This is a genomic window from Burkholderia sp. BCC1208 (assembly GCF_902833095.1).
In the GTDB taxonomy this organism is placed as follows: Bacteria; Pseudomonadota; Gammaproteobacteria; order Burkholderiales; family Burkholderiaceae; genus Burkholderia.
The window spans coordinates 415,837-437,674 of sequence record NZ_CADFDY010000003.1 but is presented as its reverse complement, the minus strand read 5'-3'; the positions used below and the strand labels follow the sequence as shown (position 1 = coordinate 437,674).

The following is a 21,838-nucleotide window of genomic DNA, read 5'->3' as shown; positions in this document are numbered from 1 at the left end:
CGCGCGCCGCGGGCGTCCGTTATCTTCCTTTCCGACACGGAAGCCATGAACGTCTATCTGCTGCAGATCGTCAACGGCATCGGCGTGGGCATGCTGTATTTCCTGCTCGCCGTCGGCCTGTCGATCGTGTTCGGCCTGCTGCGCTTCGTGAATTTCGCTCACGGCGCGTTCTACCTGCTTGGTGCGTATCTCTGCTACCAGGCGTTGCAATGGTCGGCGAATTTCTGGGTGGCGCTCGCGATCGTACCGCTCGTCGTCGGCGCGTTCGCATGGATCGTCGAGAAGCTCGTGCTGCGTCATGTGTACGCGCAGCAACATGAATTTCACATCCTCGCGACGGTCGGGCTCGCGCTCGTGCTGCAGGAGTGCGCGATCCTCGCATGGGGCCCGCTCGGCGACAACGTGCCGCCGCCCGACGCGCTGAACGGCGTCGTGATCTGGGGCGGCTTCGTCTACCCGAAGTACCGGCTGTTCGTGATCGCGTTCACGGCCGTCCTCGCCGCGTTGCTGTGGTGGGTGCTCGAAGGCACGCGGCTCGGCAGTACGGTGCGCGCGGGCAGCGAATCGACGGAGATGGTGTCGCTGCTCGGCATCAACGTGACGCGCGTGTTCAGCCTCGTGTTCGCGCTCGGCGCGGCGACGGCCGCGCTGGCCGGCGTACTCGCCGCACCGATCCGCGGCGTCGATCCGTTCATGGGTATCGAGGCGCTCGGCGTCGCGTTCGTCGTGGTCGTCGTCGGCGGGATGGGGAATTTTCTCGGCGCGCTCGTGGGCGGCCTGCTGGTCGGCATCGTGCAGAGCCTGATGAGCACGCTGTGGCCGGAAGGCGCGCGGCTGATGATTTATGTCGCGATGGCGGCCGTGCTGCTGCTGCGTCCGAACGGTTTGCTGGGGAGGGCCGCATGATCGACTCGTCGAAACCGCTGCCGCCGGGCGCGGCGGCGTCGCAACGTCCGCAGTGGCGCGGCGTGCTGCAGCGGCCGGAAGCCTGGCTCGCGGTGGTGGCCGCGTGCGTGTTGCCGCTCGTGTTGAGTTCGGGCTCGCTCGCGACCGAGGTGCTCGTGTTCGCGCTCGCCGCGCTCGGCTGCAACCTGCTGCTCGGTTACACGGGGCTGTTGTCGTTCGGGCAGGGCATCTTCTTCGGGCTCGGCAGCTACACGGCGGGGCTGGTGTTGACGCGCGGCGTCCCATCCGTGACGGCCGCGCTGGTCGCGGCCGCGGTGCTCGGCGCCGTCGCGGCCGCACTCGTCGGCTGGTTCTCGATCCGGCAGCGCGGCACGTATTTCGTGATGCTGACGCTCGCGTTCGGGCAGTTGTTCTACTTTCTCGCGTATACGACGCCGGATGTGACGGGCGGCGACAACGGGCTGCTCGACATCCCGCGTCCCGCGCTCGCCGCGTTCGGGCATCCGCTCGTCTCGCTCGATTCGCCGTGGCGCTACTACGGCTTCGTCGCGGTGCTGTTCGTCGCGGTGTTCTGGCTGCTGCTGCGCGTCTCGCGCTCGGTGTTCGGGCGGACGCTGCTCGCGATTCGCGACAACGAGGCGCGCGCGGCGGCGGCCGGCTACGACGTGAAGCGCTTCAAGCTCGCGGCGTTCGTGATCTCGGGCGCGGTCACGGGCCTGGCGGGGGCGCTGCACGCATTGATGACGGGCATCGCGCCGCTGTCGAACATCGACTATCACACGAGCGAGATGATTCTCGTGATGACGGTGATCGGCGGCACGGGCAACCTGTTCGCGTCGGTGCTCGGCGCGGCGTTCTACGTGCTGTTCGCGGACTGGCTGTCGACGCTGTGGCCGCGCTGGCTGCTGCTGCTCGGCCTCGTGCTGATCGCGGTCAGCCTGTTCATGCAGCGCGGGTTGTGGGGGCTGGGCGAACGCGTCGTGGCGTCGCTGCGGCGTAGCGATCGCGCGGCGGCTACGGTCAAGGAGCGGCAATGAGCGAAGCGATTCTCGAAGCGCGCGGCATCGTCAAGCGCTACGGCAAGTTCACGGCGCTGGGCGGCGTCGATCTACGCATCATGCCGCGCACCGTGCATTCGGTGATCGGCCCGAACGGCGCGGGCAAGACGACGCTGTTCCATACGCTGACGGGCACGTTGCCGATCACGTCGGGCTCCATCCTGTTCGACGGTCACGACGTGTCGCACGAACCCGATCACAAGCGCGTGCGGCGCGGCATCGCGCGCTCGTTCCAGGTCACGAGCCTGTTTCCGAACCTGAGCGTGCGCGAGAACCTGCGCGTCGCCGCACAGGGCGTCGAATCGCGGCGGGCGCTGAATCCGTGGACGCCGCCTCGCGGCGCGCTTGCGCATGACGACATCGTCGACGACGTACTCGAGCGGCTCGGCCTGCAGCGCTTCGCCGGCACGGCGTCCGGCGTGCTGTCGCATGGCCAGCAGCGCCGGCTCGAGGTCGGCATGGCGCTGGCGGCACGGCCGCGCGCGATCTTCCTCGACGAGCCGACGTCGGGCATGGGCATCGACGATCTCGACGACATGAAGACGCTGATCCGCAGCCTGCGCGACGACTACACGGTCGTGCTGATCGAACACAACATGGGCATCGTGATGGACATATCGGACACGATCACGGTGATGCAGCAGGGGCGCGTGCTGGTCGAGGGCAAGCCCGACGCGATTCGCGGCGACGCGCGCGTGCGCAGCGCCTATCTCGGCAACATGATCACGGGAGGCCGCGCATGATGCTCGACGTGAAGGAGGTGCATGCCTGCTACGGCAAGAGCCACGTGCTGCAGGGCGTTTCGCTGAACGTGAACGAAGGCGAGACGGTGACGCTCCTCGGCCGCAACGGGGCGGGCAAGTCGACGACGCTCAAGACCATTGCGGGCGTGGTCGCGCCGACCGGCGGCACGGTGACGTTCGCGGGCCGTCCGGTGTCCGGGCAGCCGGCGCACCGGATCGCCGCGCGCGGCCTCTGCTTCGTGCCCGAGCATCGGGGGATTTTCCGGCTGCTGTCGGTCGAGGAAAACCTGCGGCTCGGCGCGCGTCGCGATTCGCCGTGGCAGCTCGACGATATCTACCGGATCTTTCCGCGCCTGAAGGAGCGCCGCCGCAACGGCGGCGCGCAGTTGTCGGGCGGCGAGCAGCAGATGCTCGCGATCGGTCGCGCGCTGATGAATCATCCGCGGCTGCTGATGCTCGACGAGCCGGTCGAGGGGCTCGCGCCAGTGATCGTCGAGGAGATCGTCGAGCAGTTGAAGCGGATCAAGGCGGCCGGCGTCGCGATCCTGCTCGTCGAACAGAACCTCGAAGTGTGCACGCAGCTCGCGGATCGCCACTTCGTGATCGAACAGGGTGTGATCGTCTACGAAGGCAGCAACGCGGCGTTCGCGGCCGATCACGACGTGAAGGACCGGTACCTGGGCGTCGGCGTCGCATGAGCGCCGTGCCCTTTCAATGCGAGGAATGGCAACGATGCAAGTACAGGATTCGACTCCGGGCGTCGCGGCGTCCGGTTTGCGCGTCGATGGCGCGCGGCTGTGGAGCAGCCTGATGCGTCTCGCGCGGATCGGCGCGACCGACAAGGGCGGTGTGTGCCGTCTCGCACTCACCGAACTCGATCGCGATGCGCGCGACCTGTTCGTCGCGTGGGCGAAGGAAATCGGCTGCACGGTGCGCGTCGATGCGATCGGCAATATCTTTGCGCGGCGCGCGGGCGAACGGGGTGACCTGCCGGCCGTGGCGACGGGCAGCCACATCGACACGCAGCCGACCGGCGGCAAGTTCGACGGCAACTACGGCGTGCTGGCCGGCCTCGAGGTGCTGCGCACGCTCGACGACGCGGGGGTGCGCACGCGCGCGCCGCTCGAGGTGGCCGTCTGGACCAACGAGGAAGGGTCTCGCTTCGTTCCGGTGATGATGGGGTCCGGCGTGTTCGCGGGCGCGTTCACGCTCGACCATGCGCTCGCGCAACGCGACCGCGACGGCGTGTCGGTGCGCGATGCGCTGGCGGCGATCGGCTATGCGGGCGACGGGCGCGACGCGCATCCGGTCGGCGCGTATTTCGAGGCGCATATCGAGCAGGGGCCGGTGCTGGAGGCGCACGACACGACGATCGGCGTGGTCGAGGGCGCGCTCGGACAGCGCTGGTACGACGTGACCGTACACGGGATGGAGGCGCATGCGGGCCCGACGCCGATGGAACTCCGGCACGACGCGCTGCTGGTCGCGGCCGATCTCGTGCGCGCGGTGAACGGTATCGCGCGGGCGCATCCGCCGCACGGGCGCGGCACGGTCGGCTGGGTCGACGTGCACCCGAATTCGCGCAACGTGATTCCCGGCCGCGTGACGCTGACCGTCGACCTGCGCGCGGCCGACGACGCGACGCTGGCGACGATGGATGCGCAATTGCGTGCGGCATGCGCCGACCTGGGCACGGCGGCCGGCATGCGGATCGACGTCGAGCCGGTCGTGTACTTTCCGCCGCAGCCGTTCGATCCGGCGCTGGTCGAGCAGGTCCGCGCCGGCGCGCGTGCGCTCGGGCTGTCGTCGATGAACGTGATCAGCGGCGCGGGCCACGATGCGGTGTATCTTGCGCGCGTCGCGCCGACCGCGATGATCTTCGTGCCGTGCAAGGATGGCATCAGCCACAACGAGATCGAGGACGCCGATCCGGACCATCTGGAAGCCGGCTGCAACGTGCTGCTGCACGCGATGCTGGGCGCTGCCGGGATCGCGGAGGGCCGTGCGCAATGAAGATCCTGATCGCCCGGATGAACCACGAGACCAACACGTTCTCGCCGGTGCCGACGCCGCTCGCCGCGTTCGGCCGCAACGGCCCCGACTGGGGCGACGATGCGTATCGCGCGAATCGCGGGATGCGCACCGCGATGGCCGCGTTCATCGATGCGGCCGAGCGCGCAGGCGCCGACATCGTGACGCCCGTATCGGCGGCCGCGAACCCGAGCGGTCCGGTCGCGGCCGATGCGTACGCGGCGATCTGCGATGCGATCGTTGCGGCCGCGCCCGGCTGCGACGCGGTGATGCTCGACCTGCATGGGGCGATGGTCGCCGAGCAGAGCGCGGACGGCGAGGGCGACCTGCTCGCGCGCGTACGCGCGGCGCTGCCCGACGCGCCGATCGCGGTCGCGCTCGACCTGCATGCGAACGTCACGCAGAAGATGATTGATCACGCGGACGTGATCGTCAGTTTCAAGACCTATCCGCACGTCGACATGTACGAGACCGGCGAGCATGCGGCGCGGCTGCTGCTCGACCGGCTTCATGGCCGCGCGCGGCCCGTGCTCGCGTGGCGGCAGCCGCCGCTGATGACGTCGACGCTGCGCAGCGCGAGCGCCGAAGGCGCGATGCGGCGCGCGGTGGAGGCCGCGCGCGCGGCGGAGGCGGACGGGATGCTCGCGGTGTCGGTGTTGCCCGGCTTCTCGCTCGCGGATATTCCGGCGCCGTGCATCAGCGTGGTCGTGGTGGCCGACGGCGACCGCGCCGGCGCCGACGCCGTGGCCGAGCGCATCGCGCGGCAGATCTGGGACGCGCGCGACGAATTCGTCTATCGCAGCGCGCCGCTCGCCGAATCGGTCGCGCAGGCCGCCGCGCTCGCCCGCGGCGCGGACCGCCCGGTGCTGATGCTCGATCACGGCGACAACTGCATGTCGGGCGGCCCGTGCGACACGATGGACCTGCTCGAAGCCGCGCTCGCGCACGGGCTCGACGGGATCGTCAGCGGGCCGTTGTGCGACCCCGACGCCGTGGCGGCGCTGATCGATGCGGGCGTTGGCGCAACCGTCACGGTGCCGGTCGGCAACCGCCTGCCGTCGCACGGCGGCGTGCGGCGCGAACCGTTTCGGGCGACGGGCATCGTGCGCGCGATCACCGACGGCGAATACGTGATCACCGGGCCGACGTATACCGGGCAGCGTGCGTACATGGGCCGCGCGGCGGTGCTCGACATCGGCACGGCCACGCTCGTCGTCACCGAGCGCACGCAGGAGCCGTGGGATCTCGGCGTGTTCGAGAGCGTCGGCGTCGATCCGCGCCGTGCGCGCTTCCTGCTGCTGAAGTCGCGGATGTATTGCCGGCCGGTGTTCGTGCCGATTGCATCCGCACTGGTCGAATGCGACAGCCGCGGCGTGACGGGTTCGGACTTCGGGCTGTTCCGCTACGAGCGGCTCGCGCGGCCGGTGTATCCGCTCGACGACATCGGGCGGTGGGCGTCGGGCGCGGGCCGCACGGCCTGACGGAAACGGATACGAGACGCCGGGCTCGCGCGCTTTCGGGCATCATGCGATGGCGCCGGCCCGTCGGGCAGCAGGGTCGGGCAATCCATTGCGTCCGCAACCGATCCGGAGAACCGACCGCCATGCATTCGAATCCCTTCCGCCTGCGCGGCGCGCGCCTGCTCGCCGCGCTGACCCTCGCCACGACGGCCGTTGCCGTGCACGCCGCCGACTGGATCGTGTCCGGCAACGACGGCAAGTACCAGCGCGTCGAGGGCCGCGACACCTATCTGCCTTCGCCGCCCGCCGACACGCTGACGCTGCTCGACGCCAGCACGTTCCCGCCGAAGGTCGCGCTGCAGGTCGACGTCGAGAACGGCATCCAGGGGCCGCCGCAGGCGGTCGCGATCACGCCCGACGCGAAGCTCGCGCTCGTCGGCGCGCCGACGCGCTATGACGCGGCCGCGAAGCAGCTCGTGCTCGACACGTTCCTGCAGGTCGTGAATCTCGACACCGCGCCGCCCGCGATCACGCGCGTCGAGCTCGGCACGCATCCGCAAGGGATCGCGATCGACCGCTCGGGTCGGCTCGCGCTCGTCGCCAACGTCGACGGCAGCGTGTCGATCCTTCGCATCGACGGCACGCACGTGACGCTCGACGGCACCCTGAAAATCGGCAAGAAGCGGCTGGCCGGGATCAGCTTCACGCACGACGGCAAGCATGCGCTCGTGTCGCTGCGCGACGAGCAGGGCATCGCGGTGCTGAACGTCGACGACGGCAAGGTGACCGACAGCGGCACGCGCCTGAGCACGGGCGTCGCGCCGTACACGATCGACGTGTCGAGCGACAACCGCTGGGCCGTCGTCAGCAACGTCGGGCTCGCCGGGCTGCCGGGTTACACCGGCACGCTCGCGGGCGACGCCGATTCGGTCGCGCTGATCGACGTATCGCGCGTGCCGTTCCGCACGGTCCAGTATTTGACGGTGCCGTCGCTGCCGGAAGGCGTCGCGATTTCACCGAACGGCAAGTGGATCGCCGTGCAGGCGATGGACGGCTCGAACCTGACGGCCGACAACCCGGGCCGCCACAAGCTCGGCAAGGTGCTGCTGTTCGAAATCCGCGACGGGCAGGCCGTGAAGGTGAGCGAAGTGCCGGGCGGCGAAGCCGCGCAGGGCATCGTGTTTACCGCCGACAGCCGGCACGTGATCGTGCAGTTCAACGTCGAACGGCAGCTTGCGCTGTATGCGATCGAAGGCGGCAAGCTGCGCGATACGGGCAAGCGGATCGCGCTGACGGGCGGGCCGTCGTCGTTGAGGAGGTTGCCGCGCTGACGCGCCGCCGCGCGCTTCGCCCGTTTTTTCGCATCCGTGAGTGAACAGGGTACCCGCATTCGCCGGGTGCCCGCCGATCCCCATCCTTCTCTTGTCTGGTTGCAACGCAACAAACGCCGGCAATTTGTACCAGAAGCCACTTAACTCTCGATTGTTTAGTTAAACAAACTGAAAATTCGGGAAACTTCTCGTGGTGAATAAACAATCGTTACGGCACTGTAAGGCCCGGGAAGGCAGGACGGATATCCCGAACAGGAGGCCCACGTTGACGAACCGAGCACGCGTCGTCGACGCCGGATGACTCATTTAGTTAATGGTGCTAAACGAAAAAATGAAAAATCCACGACTCTTGATCGTCGCCGCACTGACGTGTGCCGCGCTCGCCGCATGTGGCGGCGACGACGTGAACAGTACGTCGACCGCCGGCAACGGCGGCACGGACGGGCCATCGACATCGGGGCCATCGCAACCAGGACAAACCGGGCAGCCGGCGCAGCCCGGCCAACCCTCCACGCCGACGCCCACGCCCACACCCACGCGTACCAACATGCAACTGACGCAGTTCGTCAACCCGCTGATCGGTACGCAGGTCAATGGCGACTCCGGCTACGCGGGCAACGTGAACCCGGGCGCCACGGTGCCGTTCGGGATGGTCGATTTCGGGCCGAACACGCCGCGCTACGACTTCAACGGTTCGGGCGGCTACCTGTCGTCGGGCGGGTCGAACGGTACGATCGATTTCTTCAGCGTCACGCACCTGAGCGGCGTCGGCTGCCCGGGGCAGGGCGCGGTCGCGATGCTGCCCACCGACGGGGCGAACGCCATCGCGCCGGGCGGCAGCCCGACCGGCATCGGATACAGCTATTCGGACGAAGCGGCCCAACCCGGCTACTACAAGGTGCGCCTCGCGAACGGCATCGTGACGGAACTGAGCGCGACCGCGCGCTCCGGCCTCGCGCGCTTCACGTACACGGACAAGAACAAGGGCTTTTTCTCGGTCGATGCGAAGCTGAACGGCAACAGCGATTCGGGCAGCACGAGCATCACCGCGAACAACGTGGCGCTCGCGCTTGCCAGCGACGGCAGGTCGATGAGCGGGCAGGCCATCGCACCCGCGTTCTGCACGCCGTACGGCACGATCTGGAACGCTCCCGTGTATTTCTATGCGACCTTCGACAAGCCGCTGCGCAAGCAAACGGGTACGTCGGTGAATACCGCAAGCAACGGCGCCGCGACACTGCAGTTCGATCTGACCGATGCTGACAAGACCGTCACCGTGAAGGTCGGCATCTCGTCCGTCAGCGTGTCGAACGCGCAGGCCAACCTGGCGGCCGAGGGCGAAAAACTGACGTTCGACGATGCGCGTGCGAAGGCATCGGCAGCATGGAACGACCGGCTCAACACGATCCAGATCGATCAGGCGAAGGATCCGGGTTCGCTGAACGCCACGCAGAAGGCGAACCTCACGAAGTTCTACACGGCGCTGTATCACGTGTTCAGCGCGCCGACGCTCTACAGCGACACGAATGGCGAGTTTCGCAGCATGCGTCAGCCGAAGAACGCGAACGGCGGCTATCCGACTTCGGTCGACCGGACCGGCACCGTCCCGCAGCGTGCCACCGCGAACGTCAAGGACTATGCGTACAAACGTCCGGACGGCTCGCAAGGCGGCGGCGCCAACCACTACACGGGCTTCTCGCTGTGGGATACGTATCGCTCGCAGGCGCAGCTGCTTGCCATGCTCGCGCCGCACGAAGCGAGCGACATGATGCAGTCGCTCGTCGTCGACGGGCTGCAATGCGGCGCGTTTCCGCACTGGGTCGACGGCAGCGACGATTCGACGCCGATGGCGGGCGACAACGCGCTGAACGTGATCGCCGGTTCCTACCAGTTCGGCGCGACCGATTTCGATCTGGTGTCGGCCGCGCGTCTGACGAAGCAGTCGGTATTCGATCCGTCGAGCGCGTGCAACGACCGCGCGAGCGCGCCGGGGCTCGCCAATTTCCTGACGGCCCATTACCTGTCGCAGAGCGACGACGGCCATTCGTCGTCCGCGACCATCGAGCGCGTGCTGAGCGACCGCTCGGCGGCCGCGTTCCTGCAGGCACTGCCCGCCAGCGTGCTGAACGCGCCGTCGGTCGGCGTGACGGCGGACAACATCGGCACGCTGTACACGCGCGCGTCGTGGTGGCGCAACATCTTCGACTACGCGAACAAGGTGATCGCCGCGCGCAATGCGCCGCCGGCCGGTGCGGCGCCCGGGACGCTGGGCACGCTCGTGCAGGGCTCGTTCCACGAATCGACGGAGCCGAACTACTTCTGGACCTTCGCGCAGGACTGGTCCGCGCTGATCGACGCGATCGGCGGCAAGCAGGCGGCCGTCGCGCGGCTGAACGAACTGTTCTCGATCACGACCCCGTACTCGACCGTGCCGGCTTCCGGCAGCCTGAACGGCGGCGAATCGTCGAACGGCCTCTATATCGGCAACGAACCGTCGTTCCAGTCGCCGTGGGGCTACAACTGGGCCGGGCAACCGAGCGGCGCGCAGTACGTCCTGCCGATCATCATGGCGCAGACGTTCGGCACCGGCCGCGACGGCCTGCCCGGCAACGACGACATGGGCGCGACGTCGAGCTGGTACGTGTGGGCGACGCTCGGCATGTTCCCGGTCATTCCGTCGGAAGCCGGTCTGGCGTTGTCGACGCCGCAATTCAGCGGGATCACGGTGTGGCTCGGCAACGGCAAGACGCTGCGACTCGAAAGCGACAAGCAGGTTGCCGCGGACGATACCGGCCGCGCCGCGTTCCCGTACATCCAGTCGCTGAATGTAAACGGCGCGGACTACGCGGGCTCGTGGCTGCCGCTCGGCAAGATCACCAACGGCGGAACGATGCGTTACGCGCTGTCCGCCACGCCGACGCAATGGGCGGCCGCCGACAACCTGACGCCGCCGTCCGGGCCGAATGCGGACTATACGCAGATGACCGCCGGCGGCGCGTCGACTGCGACGCGCCTGCTGCACCAGGCCGGCGCGCGATAAATGCAGGGATGCGCGCAGGGCGCCGCGCTGCGCGCATCCGTCGAGACGACGCAATCATGGAGGACAACTACATGAAATCGAAAGAGCGCCGAAAGTTTCTGTCCTACAGTGCCGCGCTGGTCGGTACGAGCTGGCTCGCCGGCTGCAATGGCGACATGGATTCGCCGTCGGGGGCAGCGGTCACGCCGAGCACCGACGGCCCGGCGACGGTCACGCCCACCGTCCCCGGCGTGCCGGCCGACCCGGAACACAGCCTGCTGGCGACGCAGCAGCTCACGCGGAACTGGACGTTCGCGCCCGCGAGCAGCCTGCCGGGCGCGGGCGGCGCGCAACTGTCGGGCGCTGCCGGCGTGACGGGCATGGCGCCCGCGACGGTGCCCGGCACCGTGCTGAACAGCATGATCGTCAACGGCAAGTATCCCGATCCGTTCTACGGCCGCATCGTCACGGACACCATTCCCGATACGCTGAAGGACACCGACTACTGGTACCGGACGACGTTCGCGGCACCGCCCCGGCAACCGGGGCAGCGCTTGTGGCTGAACTTCGACGGGGTCAATTACTGCGCCGAGATCTGGCTGAACGGCGCGCTCGTCGGCCGGCTCGAAGGCGCGTTCAAGCAGGGCGCGTTCGACATCTCGCGGCTGGTCCCGCAGGCGGGCGGTGTGGTCAATCTGGCCGTGCGCGTCGTCAAGCTGGATTTCTCCGAAGGGCCGCTGCTGCCGAACTACCAGAGCGGCGTCACGCGTGGCGGCCGCAACGGCGGTCCGACCGGCGTCACGCTGAAGAACGGCCCGACGTTCTTCTGCTCGGCCGGCTGGGACTGGCTGCCGACGATTCCCGACCGCAACCTCGGCATCTGGCAGCCCGTTTCGTGGTTCACGACCGGCTCGGTACGGATCGCGGCGATCAACGTCGCGCACACGCTTTCCGCCGATCTGTCGCGAGCGGAATTACGGCTCGATCTGGAACTCGACAACGGGTCGGGCCAGGATCTCGTCGCAACGCTCGTCGGCAGCATCGGCAACGGCGCGACGTTCAGCCACGACATGGCGATTCCCGCATCGAGTACGACGACGAAGCTATCGCTCACGTCGTCGGATATCGCGGCGCTGTCGATCAGGCAGCCGCGCCTGTGGTGGCCGAACGGGTACGGCGAGCCGGATCTTTACGCGGTGACGGTGGGGATCAAGGTGGGACGCCTGTTGTCGGACGAACGCACGCTGAACGTCGGCCTGCGCCGCATCGACTACTCGCGCGACATCGGCCAGGGCACGCAGTTGAGCATCACGGTCAACGGCTTGCCGATTCTCGTGATGGGCGGCAACTGGGGGCTCGACGAAGCGTTGAAGCGCATTCCGCGCGAACGGCTGTTCAACCAGGTGCGGCTGCATCGCGACGCGAACCTCAACCTGATCCGCAACTGGAACGGGCAGAGCACGAGCGACGATTTCTTCGATGCGTGCGACCGTTACGGGATCCTCGTCTGGCAGGACTTCTTCTTCTCGACCGAAGGAGACGGATCGGGCGCGGCCAACGTGCCGCGCGATCTCGACGACATTCGCGACGTGATCGCGCGCAACCGCCATCGCCCGTCGATCCTGCTCTGGTGCGGCGGCAACGAAGGTGCGCCTCCGCCGGCCCTCGTCAAGGGGCTCGACGCGCTCGTCGCCGAGCTGGACCCGCAACGCCTGTGCCTCACGAGTTCGGCAGGCGATACGGGCGCCGGCGCGGTGAACGGCTATTCGTCCGGCGGCCCGTACAACTGGGCGTCGCCGCAGGCCGCGTTCAGCCGCGGCTACGGCACGACGTCGGTCGCGTTCCACAACGAAGTCGGCTCGCACTCGATCCCGACGCTCGAATTCGTCGAGTCGATGCTGCCGCCCGGCTCGTACGATTGCCCGGACGATTTCTGGGCCGATCGCGACATGAACGGCAACGGCGCCTACTACGATCAGGTCGGCAAGCAGGGCGGCGCCGGCTACATCGCGATGACGGCGCTGCGCTACGGCGCGATCCGCAACCTCGCCGATTTCGTGCGCAAGGCGCAGATGATGAACTACGAGTGCATCCGCTCGATCTACGAGGCGAATGCGGCCGTGATGATCGGCCCGGTGGCCGGGAAGATCACGTCGCCGGCCACCGGCGTGATCATGTGGATGACGAACCCGTCGCAGCCGAGCTTCGTGTGGCAAATGTACAGCCACGATCTCGAGGAGCATTCGTCGTTTTTCGCGGTGCGGCACGGCTGCCGCCGCGTCAACGCGATCCTCGACGCGAATACCGCCGACGTGACGATCGCGAATCACACGAGCGCGGCCGTCACCGGCCGTGTCGAGATGCGCGTGTACAACCTCGACGGCACGTTGAGCAGCCGCGCCACGGCCGACGTCGGCGGCGTTGCCCGCGCGTCGTATCGCGTGGTGGCGAACCTGAAGCCGGCGATGGCCGCCGCGAAGTCCGACGTGTGCATCGTGTCGCTCGCGCTGACCGATTCGGGCGGCAATACGCTCGCGGAGAACGTCTACTGGCGGCAGCGCGACGGCGGCGACACGTCGTACACGTCGCTCGACACGATGCCGGGCGCGGCCGTTGCCGTCGGCGCGACGTCGGCCGAGGTCGACGACGTGACGACGCGCATCACGGTCGATGTCGCCAACGCCGGCGCTACCATCGCGCTGATGACGCACCTGCAGGTGTTCGATCCGGCGACCGGCGCGCGCATCCTGCCGGCGTTCTACAGCGACAACTATCTGAACCTGATGCCGGGCGCGAAGCGGCGGATCACGATCGACCTGCCGCATGCGAACGGCGCCCCGGTATCGCGCGTCGCGTTGCGGATCGACGGGTGGCGACTCGATCGGCCGAACTGCAAGCTCGGGCTCGGCGGTGTGCCGGTCGTGTTCAACGAGCGCGCGCTGGCGGTCGACCAGGCGGTGGCGACGTTCGCGACATGTTGAGCGGGTGGTTGGCGTGATGCGGCGCGGCGGCGAACGTCACTGGCGGTTGTCCGCCGCGCGGCTTCGGAGCCTGAATGCAAACGGGGAACGGAGCTTGGAGACGTTTCAGAGGATACGGATCGGGGCGCTGAAGCAAGCGCTGGACGACGAAGTCCACGGCTCGTCGATCAGCCATGAGCGGGCGGAAAACACCATCGCGCGGCTTGCCGAGGTGTTGTCGTTCACGCAAGCCGGCCATGCGCACACGAGGATGCTGAGGAAAGAAGTGCCCGGTACGGCCGCACCGGGCGGCATGGCCGCGCAGTTACGGGCGCAGCAGATCGAACCCGCCGAATACCACGACACCGCTGAGCACGATCATCGCGACGGAGTGCTGGCCGAAGTAGAGAATCGCGGCGGCGAGCCACGTCGTGATGCAGAAGGCGCCGATGCGGGCCATCGTGTGTTCCTCGAATGCGTGATGAAGTGAATGCGTGCCGCGCGGCGTTCGCCGCTCGAGCGGTGAGCGGAGCATCCACGCGGGCGAACGGAAAAGGCGACCCGGGAAGCCGCGTCGTCGTCGGCACACGTTGCATGCCGAGCCCCGAAAGGCCGTGAGTCGAAGCCGGCGGCATCACGCGATCGGGCCTGGAAGAGGCATCCGACATGCGCGTCCCGGCCGGCGAAGCGGCGATTTTACCAGCGCCGTCATGCCGCCAATCCGTCCCTTTCGCGATCAATTGCGGTCATCGCCCGGCAATCCACCCGACCCCGATATTCAAGTTTCGTGTGACGAATGCCGTAAAACGATAGGAAGGCGACTTTCGCCCCTGTCATTTCGTTTACCGACACACGGACCGACACGATGCAGATCGATTTCTCCACGACCGCGAGATCCCCGCTCGCGGACAGCGGCGTGACCGCGAACCCGCCCGCCGCGACGTCGTCCACCGGCGCCGCCACGGATGCCGCGAGCCCGACGGGCACGGCCGACGCCACGGGTGCGACCGGCACGGCCGGCACCACCGGCACGAAGGATTCGGCCGGCGCCGCCGGCGCTGCGGGCGCATCGTCGGAAGACCCGGCGGTCGCCCAGTTGAAGGCGCTGATCGAGCGGCTGCAGAAGCAGCTCGCGACAGTGGAGCGGCAAATGGCCGCTGCGGCGCAGCGCGCAAAGGACGATCCGGCCGCGGCCGTCGAACAGCAGTCGCTGAATGCGGAAGCCAGCGCGATTTCAGCCGCGCTCGCGACGGCAATCTCGCAACTCGCCGCGGCACTCGAGAAATCCGGCGGCTCGCCGTCGGGCGGGCTGGTGTCGACGCAGGCCTGAGCGGCCACGGCGGCGTCGGCCGCACGCATTACAATCGCAAGCTCGTCTCCCTCTCAAGGACGGCTGACCGATGAATGCGGAACTCGACGACGACGAACTCGTTCACTTCGACGCACACGGCGGCACGCCGCTGCCCGCGGCCGATGCCGAAGGATGGCTCGACCACGACGGCGCGCGCATCCGGCACGCGTCGTTCGGCCGGGGGCCGGCGGTCGTGCTGCTGCACGGCGGCCTCGGCCACGGCGGCAACTGGGGCAACCAGGTACCGGCGCTGCTCACGGCAGGCTACCGCGCGATCGTGATCGACAGCCGCGGCCACGGCCGCAGCACGCGCGACGACAGACCCTATTCGTACGAACGCATGGCCTCGGACGTGCTGGCCGTTCTCGACGCGCTGCAGGTCGACCGTGCACGCTTCGTCGGCTGGAGCGACGGCGCATGCATCGCACTCGTGCTGGCCGCCCGCGCACCGGAACGCGCGGCCGGCGTGTTCTTCTTCGCGTGCAACATGGATCCGGGCGGCACGAAGGAAATGGTGCCGAGCCCGCTGATCGATCGTTGTTTCGCGCGACATCGAAAGGACTATGCGCAACTGTCCGCGACACCGGACCAGTTCGACGCATTCGTGGCTGCCGTCAGCGAAATGATGCGCACGCAACCGAATTACACCGCGCAGGATCTCGCGGCGATTGCCGTGCCGGTTGCGATCGTGCAAGGTGAGCACGACGAATTCATCCGACCCGAGCATGCGGCGTACCTCGCGCGGACGATCCCGGGCGCGACGCTGACGATCCTGCCCGGCGTGAGCCATTTCGCGCCGCTGCAGCGGCCCGCGCGGTTCAACGCGGCGATGCTGGCGTTTCTCGACCGGTTGGCGGGTTAATGCGCGCACGGCCCGCCGACGCGCGGGCGTTACTCGGCGAGCGAATCGAGCGGCTGCGCGTACTCGAACGCCCAGACGACCCTGCGAAAGAAATGGTTGCCGAGCCACGCGAGGATGTCGCCCGGATCGCCGCGCTCGGCGCCGCGGCGGGCGAGCCGCCCCCGTCCGGCATTTCGCATATCGCATAAGTTTTTCTTTCGGCTCGCGCAACATATCGTCGATTGTTGGCGGCCGGGCGGTAGCGGATAGTCCTGCTTCGGCAGGCCGGCCGCCGCTCGCTCCGCGCGGCGCGGCCAGGTCTGTTGTCCATGCAACCATCAGAAATCGAAAGGAACCGCACTCATGCGATTCAATGCGACACGCTTCGCCGCGACCCTGTTCGTCGCCGCATGCGCGACCGCCGCGGCCGGCCGTGCGGCCGCCGTCACGCAGGACGCCCTCCACGACACCGTCACCCGCCATATCGCGCCGCTGATGAAGCAGTATGCGGTCCCCGGCATGGCTGTTGGCATCGTCGCCGACGGCAAGCCCTATGTGTTCGACTACGGCGTGATGTCGAAGCAAACCGGCAAGCCGGTGACCGGCGACACGCTGTTCGAAATCGGTTCGGTCAGCAAGACGCTGACCGCGACGCTCGCCGCCGACGCGCAGGAGGGCGGCGAACTGTCGCTCGCCGACCCCGCGGCCAAATATCTGCCTGAGCTGCAGGGCAAGCCGTTCGGCGTCGTGACGCTGCTCCAGCTCGGCACGCACACGCCCGGCGGGACGCCGCTGCAGGTGCCGGACAGCATCCGCGACGACGCGGACCTGATCCGCTATCTCGACGCGTGGCGGCCCGAATATGCGCCGGGCACGCACCGCAAGTATTCGAACGTCGCGATCGGCATGCTCGGCTGGCTCACCGCGAAGGCGATGCACAAGGATTTCGCGACGCTGATGGAGCAGCGCCTCTTTCCCGCGCTCGGGATGACGCATACCTACATCGACGTGCCCGACGCGCGCATGGCCGACTATGCGCAGGGCTACACGAAGGACGGCAAGCCGGTCCGGATGACGGAAGGCATGCTCTGGCAGCCGGCGTACGGCGTGCGCACCACGGCGGCCGACCTGCTGCGCTTCGTGCAGGCGAACATGGGGATGATCCAGACGGCGCCGCGGCTGCAGCGCGCGATCGAACGCACGCACACCGGCTATTTCCGCGCGGGGCCGCTGACCCAGGATTTGATCTGGGAACAGTATCCGTACCCGGTCGCGCTGCCCACGCTGCTCGCGGGCAATGCGCCGAAGATGCTGTTCGATGCGGTGCCGGCCAGCGCGATCCAGCCGCCGCTCGCGCCGAACCCCGCGACCTGGATCAACAAGACGGGTTCGACCGGCGGCTTCAGCACGTATGTCGCGTTCGTTCCCGCGAAGCGGATCGCGATCGTGATGCTCGCGAACGGCAACGTGCCGATCGAGGACCGCGTGAAGGTCGCCTACCGGATCCTCGGGTCGCTCGGCGACGGGCGGTAACGTTGCCGCGCCCGCCCGTCGGGAAATGCTTATGATGGGCGGGCAATCCGGTGCGCGGCGAGCGACGCACCGGGCGACGGAGGAGAGCCGATTGAGCATCGCATGGGACGGAATCACGGGCGCCGACGTGCTTGACGACGCGCAACTGGCGAGCCGGCACGCGCTGGCCGATGCGGCGCGCGACGGCGCATGGGCGACCCTGCTCGAGCGTATCGCGCAACAGCCCGCGCTCGTCAACGCGACGCGGCCGGGCGGCACGTCGCTTTACGCGCCGTTGCATCAGGCCGCGTATGGCGGCGCGCCGGAGGAGGTCGTCACTGAGCTGCTGCGGCTCGGTGCATGGCGGATGCTGCGTGATGCGCGACGCGAGCGTGCGATCGATATTGCCGCGCGGCGCGGGCATCGGCATCTGGTCGCGCTGCTGACGCCGCAGCCGCGACGCTTCGTGCCCGACGGCACGCTGCGCGCCATCCAGCGTCATTTCCACGACATGATCGGTGGCCGCATCGCGCACCTGCGGGTCGACGCGCTGCGTTTTCCCGAACTCGAACCGCTGCTCGAATTCGACGCGCAGGCCGGGCGCATGTGGTTCGCGGTGCCCGGCATGTACGGCGGATTCGATTACGCGCTGCGCACGGACGGCGATGCCGCCGTGCTCGTGTCCGAGAGCTGGAGCCGCGTGGTCGGCGGCTCGGGCCAGCGGCACGAGATTACGGCCCACGGCTGCACGCTGGTCGAAGCGGGCTTCGTCTGACACGGCCGGTCATCCCGCCGGGCACAAGACCGCACCACGTCGATGTCGTTGCGAGTGCACCCAATCAGAGGCATCGCGGCGCCCGGGAAGAATGGCTGCCGGGTTTCGCTTTCCTGCCCCGTGTGCGGTCAGTTCCCGTACATGTCGAAGTCGAAGTATTTCGACTGGATCGCGTCGTAGGTGCCGTCGCTGCGAATTCGCGCGATGGCGCGGTTCAGCGCGTCGCGCAGGTCGGTGTCGGCCTTGCGCACGCCCGCCGCATCGCCGTTGCCCATGATCTTCGCGTCGTACACCACGCCGCCCGCGAACGAGAAGCCCTTGCCGCGCGGCGTCGCCAGGAACCCGAGCTGGCCTTGCACGGCATCCATCAGCACGCCGTCGACGCGCCCGGTGACGAGATCCGCATACGCCTGGTCGTAGCTCGGATACGGCACGACCTCGACCTTCGCGGCCGCCCACTTTTCACGTGCATAGGTTTCCTGGACCGTGCCCTGTTCGACCGCGACGCGCTTGCCGGCGAGCTTGGCCGCGTCCGGGAGCAGCCCCGACCCGCTGCGCGCGATCAGCCGCGTCTGGTTGCGGTACAGGCGATCGGTGAAGTCGATCTGCTGGCGCCGCTGTTCGGTCGCGGCCATCGACGACAGGATCACGTCGAACTTGCGCGCCTGCAACCCGGGAATCAGCCCGTCGAAACTGCTCGATACCCACACGCATTTCGCATTCAGCTTGGCGCACAGCGCGTTGCCGAGATCGATGTCGAAGCCTTTCACGCTGCCGTCGGTCGCGGTCGACTCGAACGGCGGGTAGGTCGGGTCGACGCCGATGCGGATGGTCGTCCATTCCTTCGCGGACGCCAGCGATGCGAAGGCCATCGCGGCGGCGGAAAGGAGAATCGTGATGCGCGTCTTCATGGTCGGGCTCCGTTCGTGTGGGGAAGAGTGGGCGTGCGCGTCAGCTCGGGAATTCGCCGCGCTGAAAATCGTTCGACAGTTCGAGGGCGTCGGCCATCTCGCCGACGGTGACCGGCTTGATCGGCGCGCGGATCCGGTAGTGACCGACGTCGCCGACGCTGCGCTGCTGTACGTCGGCGATCAGTTCGCCGACCGTCGTGCCGCACCAGCGCCCCTGGCACGGACCCATCCCGCAGCGCGTGAACGCCTTCATCTGGTTCGGCCCCTGGCAGCCGAGTGCCGCGAGCCGGCGGATTTCGCCGGCCGTGACTTCCTCGCAGCGGCACACGATCGTGTCGTCGTCGGGGCGGCGCAGCGCGGCGGACGGCGTGTAGAGCGCGTCGAGCAGCGGGCGCACCGCGAGATGACGGCGCAACGCGTGCAGCACCGGGCGTTCGCGCGCGGCCTGCCGTTGCGCGTCGAGCGCACCGAGTTGCACGGCGATGTCGAGCGCCGACACTTCGCCGGCGAGTGCCGCAGCCCGCGCGCCGCCGATGCCCGCGCCGTCGCCGGCGATCCAGACGTGCGGCACGCTGCTGCGGCCGCGTGCGTCGCAGCGCGGCCGCCAGCACGCCGACGAATCGTCCCATTCGTGTGCGCAGCCGAGCGAGCGGGCGAGCTGCGTCGACGGAACGACGCCCTGATGCAGCAGCACGAGCGACGTGTCGAGCATCTGCACGACGCCTTCCGCGTCGCGAAAGCGAATGCGTTCGGCGCGGTCGGCGCCGTCGATGCGGATGTCGGTCGCGCCTCGATACACCGGAATCCCGGCGTGGCGCACCGCGCGCAGCATGCGCCAGCCCTTGAGCAGATAGTCGGCGCCGCGCAGCGCCGGCAGCGCATGCGGGAGCGCGCGGCGCCACGCGTCGCGCGGCGTCGTATCGACCAGCGCGCGCACGCGCCGGCCGGCATTCAGCAATTGCGCGGCGAACAACCAGAGAAGCGGGCCGCTGCCCGCGAGCACGGCGTCGGCCGATGGCGCGAGCCCCGACGCTTTCAGCAGCGTCTGCGCGGCGCCGATGCCCATCACGCCGGGCAACGTCCAGCCGGGCACCGGCCACGACCGCTCCTGCGCGCCGGTCGCGATCAGCACCGCGCGCGCGCCGATTTCGAGCGTGCCGCGCGACGGGCCGCTTTGCGTGAGCATCGCGACGGGCGCCGGCTCGAACGCGATTTGCCAGACGACGCTGCGCGGCAGGTAATGCGCGCCGCTGGCGAGCAGGCCGTCGACGAGCGGGCGGCCGGCCGTGTAGTCGGCGCCGAGCCATTGCGCGAGCGGCGCCGGCGCATCGGCGACGTTGCGGTAGATCTGGCCGCCGGGTGCGCGGCCTTCGTCCGCGACGACGACCGACAAGCCGGTCGCACGCGCGGCGGTGGCCGCCGCCATCCCGGCCGGCCCGGCGCCGACGATCAGCAGGTCGCACTGGCGGCGCGTCATGCGAGCCTCGCCTTGCCGTGCATCGTGCGCACCTGCATGCCGTCGGCGACGGGCGTCATGCAGCCTTGCACATTCGGTACGCCGTCGACTTCGACGAGGCAGTCGAAGCACACGCCCATCATGCAGAACGGGCCGCGCGGCGCGCCGCTGACGGCGCTCGTGCGGCATGCGGCCGAACCGGCGGCGAGCATCGCGGCCGCGACGCTGTCATGCGCGGGTACGTCGTACGGCGTGCCGTCGATATGGATGCGCACGCGTTCGAGCATCGCGGCGGCGGGAATGAGGGATTCAAACATGCCGGGCTTCCGTGGGCGCGGCGAAGCGCGCGGTGGTAAAGGCGGACAGGTCGGCCGGCGCGGCGCGGCCGGCGATCCACGGCGCGACGAGATCGGCGTGGGTCGCCGCGAGCGTCACGCCGCTGTGGCAGATCGCGATGAACGCGCCGGGATGCGTGGCCGACGCCTCGTAGATGGGCAGGCCGTCGGGCGTCATGATGCGCAGCGCCCCCCACGCGCGGACGATGCGTGCATGCGCGAGGGCCGGGAATGCGGTGCGGGCCCGGCGCGCGATGTCGACCATCGCGGGACGCGTCTGTCCGTCGTCGAAGCCGACGTCTTCGGCCGAGTCGCCGAGGAGCACCGAGCCTTCCCGCGTCTGCCGGACGACGAGCGTCGGATAGTCGAGAAACGGCGCAAGGCGCTCGGTGACCATGATCTGGCCGCGCAACGGCGAAATCGGTGCGCGCAGGTCGACCATCGGCGCGAGCCGTGCGTTGTCGAGGCCGGCCGCGAGCACCACGCGCCCGGCTTCGAGCCGCGCGTGGCGTGTGTCGATCTCGAAGCGCCCGGCGCGCGGGCGGATTTCCGTGACGTCGCTGCGCGGCAGATAGACGCCGCCGCACTGCTGGAATGCCAGCAGCATGGCGCGCAGCGTATGGAGCGGATTCGCGTGACCGTCGTTCGGCGACCACAGCGCGCCGGCCAGCGACGGCGATGCCGATGGAATGCGCCGGCGCAGCGCCGCCGGATCGAGGACTTCATACGACAGCGCGGCGTCCCGCCGGCGCAGCGATTCGAGCAGGTCGGTCGCGCTGTCGAGTTCCGCGCGATGTTCGAACAGCTCGATGCCGCCCGGGCGTTCGAACGCACAGTCCACGCCGGTTTCGCGCTGCAACTGCGCGGAGAATGCGTGCCAGCGCGACGACGATTCGCACGACCAGCGCGCATACGGCAGGCAGCGGCCGCCCTTGCCCTGCACCCACACGAGCCCGAAATTGCCGCGCGCCGCGCGAAACGCGATGTCGTCGCCGTCGCACACCGCGACGCGTTGGCCGAGACGCGCGATGCCCCACGCGAGGGCCATGCCGACGAGACCTCCGCCGGCCACGACGACGTCGAAGCGGCGCACGGTCATGCGCGACTCCGGTGTCGCGGGTGACGCGGTTGCGTGTTATATCCCATGGG

General features: G+C 68.7%; 19 protein-coding genes. 14 read left to right on the top strand and 5 right to left on the bottom strand.

Features of this window, described 5'->3' with window-relative positions:
* The first annotated feature begins 45 nt into the window (after positions 1 to 45).
* The 12 genes from HWX09_RS09555 (at position 46) to HWX09_RS09500 (ending at position 15,721) form a co-directional block, all read left to right on the top strand.
* Positions 46 to 906 (top strand): branched-chain amino acid ABC transporter permease, encoded by an 861-nt coding sequence (locus HWX09_RS09555; RefSeq protein WP_027786383.1) that lies wholly within the window; start codon positions 46 to 48, stop codon positions 904 to 906.
* Entirely contained in the window at positions 903 to 1,943 is a 1,041-nt protein-coding gene (locus HWX09_RS09550) for a branched-chain amino acid ABC transporter permease (protein ID WP_027786384.1), read from the top strand. Before HWX09_RS09555 ends, HWX09_RS09550 begins: the two co-directional genes overlap by 4 nt.
* Entirely contained in the window at positions 1,940 to 2,707 is a 768-nt protein-coding gene (locus HWX09_RS09545) for an ABC transporter ATP-binding protein (protein ID WP_027786385.1), read from the top strand. Before HWX09_RS09550 ends, HWX09_RS09545 begins: the two co-directional genes overlap by 4 nt.
* Positions 2,704 to 3,405 carry an ABC transporter ATP-binding protein gene (locus HWX09_RS09540; RefSeq protein ID WP_027786386.1) on the top strand — a complete coding sequence of 234 codons (702 nt, stop codon included), beginning with the start codon at positions 2,704 to 2,706 and terminating at the stop codon, positions 3,403 to 3,405. Before HWX09_RS09545 ends, HWX09_RS09540 begins: the two co-directional genes overlap by 4 nt.
* 34 nt (positions 3,406 to 3,439) lie before the next feature.
* The gene (locus HWX09_RS09535) at positions 3,440 to 4,720 is read left to right on the top strand and encodes a Zn-dependent hydrolase (RefSeq protein WP_027786387.1); all 1,281 of its coding nucleotides are present in this window, start codon (positions 3,440 to 3,442) and stop codon (positions 4,718 to 4,720) included.
* Complete coding sequence (locus HWX09_RS09530; RefSeq protein WP_027786388.1) at positions 4,717 to 6,219, top strand: M81 family metallopeptidase; 1,503 nt, start codon at positions 4,717 to 4,719, stop codon at positions 6,217 to 6,219. The genes HWX09_RS09535 and HWX09_RS09530 overlap by 4 nt, the downstream gene beginning before the upstream one ends.
* A gap of 122 nt (positions 6,220 to 6,341) precedes the next feature.
* On the top strand, positions 6,342 to 7,529 hold the full coding sequence (locus HWX09_RS09525; RefSeq protein WP_027786389.1) for a beta-propeller fold lactonase family protein: 1,188 nt from the start codon (positions 6,342 to 6,344) through the stop codon (positions 7,527 to 7,529).
* A 547-nt stretch (positions 7,530 to 8,076) separates the two neighbouring features.
* Positions 8,077 to 10,569 carry a glycoside hydrolase domain-containing protein gene (locus HWX09_RS09520; RefSeq protein WP_175888568.1) on the top strand — a complete coding sequence of 831 codons (2,493 nt, stop codon included), beginning with the start codon at positions 8,077 to 8,079 and terminating at the stop codon, positions 10,567 to 10,569.
* 71 nt (positions 10,570 to 10,640) lie between these two features.
* The gene (locus HWX09_RS09515) at positions 10,641 to 13,529 is read left to right on the top strand and encodes a sugar-binding domain-containing protein (protein WP_027786391.1); all 2,889 of its coding nucleotides are present in this window, start codon (positions 10,641 to 10,643) and stop codon (positions 13,527 to 13,529) included.
* Positions 13,530 to 13,623: 94 nt separating this feature from the next.
* Positions 13,624 to 13,998, top strand: coding sequence for a hypothetical protein (locus HWX09_RS09510; RefSeq protein WP_175888563.1), 375 nt, complete (start codon positions 13,624 to 13,626; stop codon positions 13,996 to 13,998).
* A 375-nt stretch (positions 13,999 to 14,373) separates the two neighbouring features.
* Positions 14,374 to 14,838, top strand: a complete 465-nt coding sequence (locus HWX09_RS09505) for a hypothetical protein (protein ID WP_027786392.1) — start codon at positions 14,374 to 14,376, stop codon at positions 14,836 to 14,838.
* A gap of 70 nt (positions 14,839 to 14,908) precedes the next feature.
* Entirely contained in the window at positions 14,909 to 15,721 is an 813-nt protein-coding gene (locus HWX09_RS09500) for an alpha/beta hydrolase (RefSeq protein ID WP_027786393.1), read from the top strand.
* Positions 15,722 to 15,750: 29 nt separating this feature from the next.
* Here HWX09_RS09500 and HWX09_RS09495 read toward each other — a convergent pair whose 3' ends face one another.
* Positions 15,751 to 15,900, bottom strand: a complete 150-nt coding sequence (locus HWX09_RS09495; protein WP_155257384.1) for a hypothetical protein — start codon at positions 15,898 to 15,900, stop codon at positions 15,751 to 15,753.
* Positions 15,901 to 16,063: 163 nt separating this feature from the next.
* Here HWX09_RS09495 and ampC point away from each other — a divergent pair, with 163 nt between their 5' ends.
* Together ampC and HWX09_RS09485 are read left to right on the top strand one after the other, a co-directional pair.
* The gene (ampC, locus tag HWX09_RS09490) at positions 16,064 to 17,233 is read left to right on the top strand and encodes a class C beta-lactamase (protein ID WP_027786394.1); all 1,170 of its coding nucleotides are present in this window, start codon (positions 16,064 to 16,066) and stop codon (positions 17,231 to 17,233) included.
* Between the two features lie 91 nt (positions 17,234 to 17,324).
* Positions 17,325 to 17,987, top strand: coding sequence for an ankyrin repeat domain-containing protein (locus HWX09_RS09485; protein ID WP_027786395.1), 663 nt, complete (start codon positions 17,325 to 17,327; stop codon positions 17,985 to 17,987).
* A gap of 128 nt (positions 17,988 to 18,115) precedes the next feature.
* Here the strand turns inward: HWX09_RS09485 and HWX09_RS09480 are convergent, their stop codons facing one another.
* The 4 genes from HWX09_RS09480 to HWX09_RS09465 are packed head-to-tail and all read right to left on the bottom strand — an operon-like array spanning position 18,116 to position 21,788.
* Positions 18,116 to 18,898, bottom strand: coding sequence for an ABC transporter substrate-binding protein (locus tag HWX09_RS09480; RefSeq protein ID WP_027786396.1), 783 nt, complete (start codon positions 18,896 to 18,898; stop codon positions 18,116 to 18,118).
* Between the two features lie 40 nt (positions 18,899 to 18,938).
* Complete coding sequence (locus tag HWX09_RS09475; protein ID WP_027786397.1) at positions 18,939 to 20,375, bottom strand: (2Fe-2S)-binding protein; 1,437 nt, start codon at positions 20,373 to 20,375, stop codon at positions 18,939 to 18,941.
* Positions 20,372 to 20,671, bottom strand: a complete 300-nt coding sequence (locus HWX09_RS09470) for a (2Fe-2S)-binding protein (protein ID WP_027786398.1) — start codon at positions 20,669 to 20,671, stop codon at positions 20,372 to 20,374. The genes HWX09_RS09475 and HWX09_RS09470 overlap by 4 nt, the downstream gene beginning before the upstream one ends.
* Entirely contained in the window at positions 20,664 to 21,788 is a 1,125-nt protein-coding gene (locus HWX09_RS09465; protein WP_027786399.1) for an FAD-dependent oxidoreductase, read from the bottom strand. Before HWX09_RS09465 ends, HWX09_RS09470 begins: the two co-directional genes overlap by 8 nt.
* Between the last annotated feature and the right edge of the window lie 50 nt (positions 21,789 to 21,838).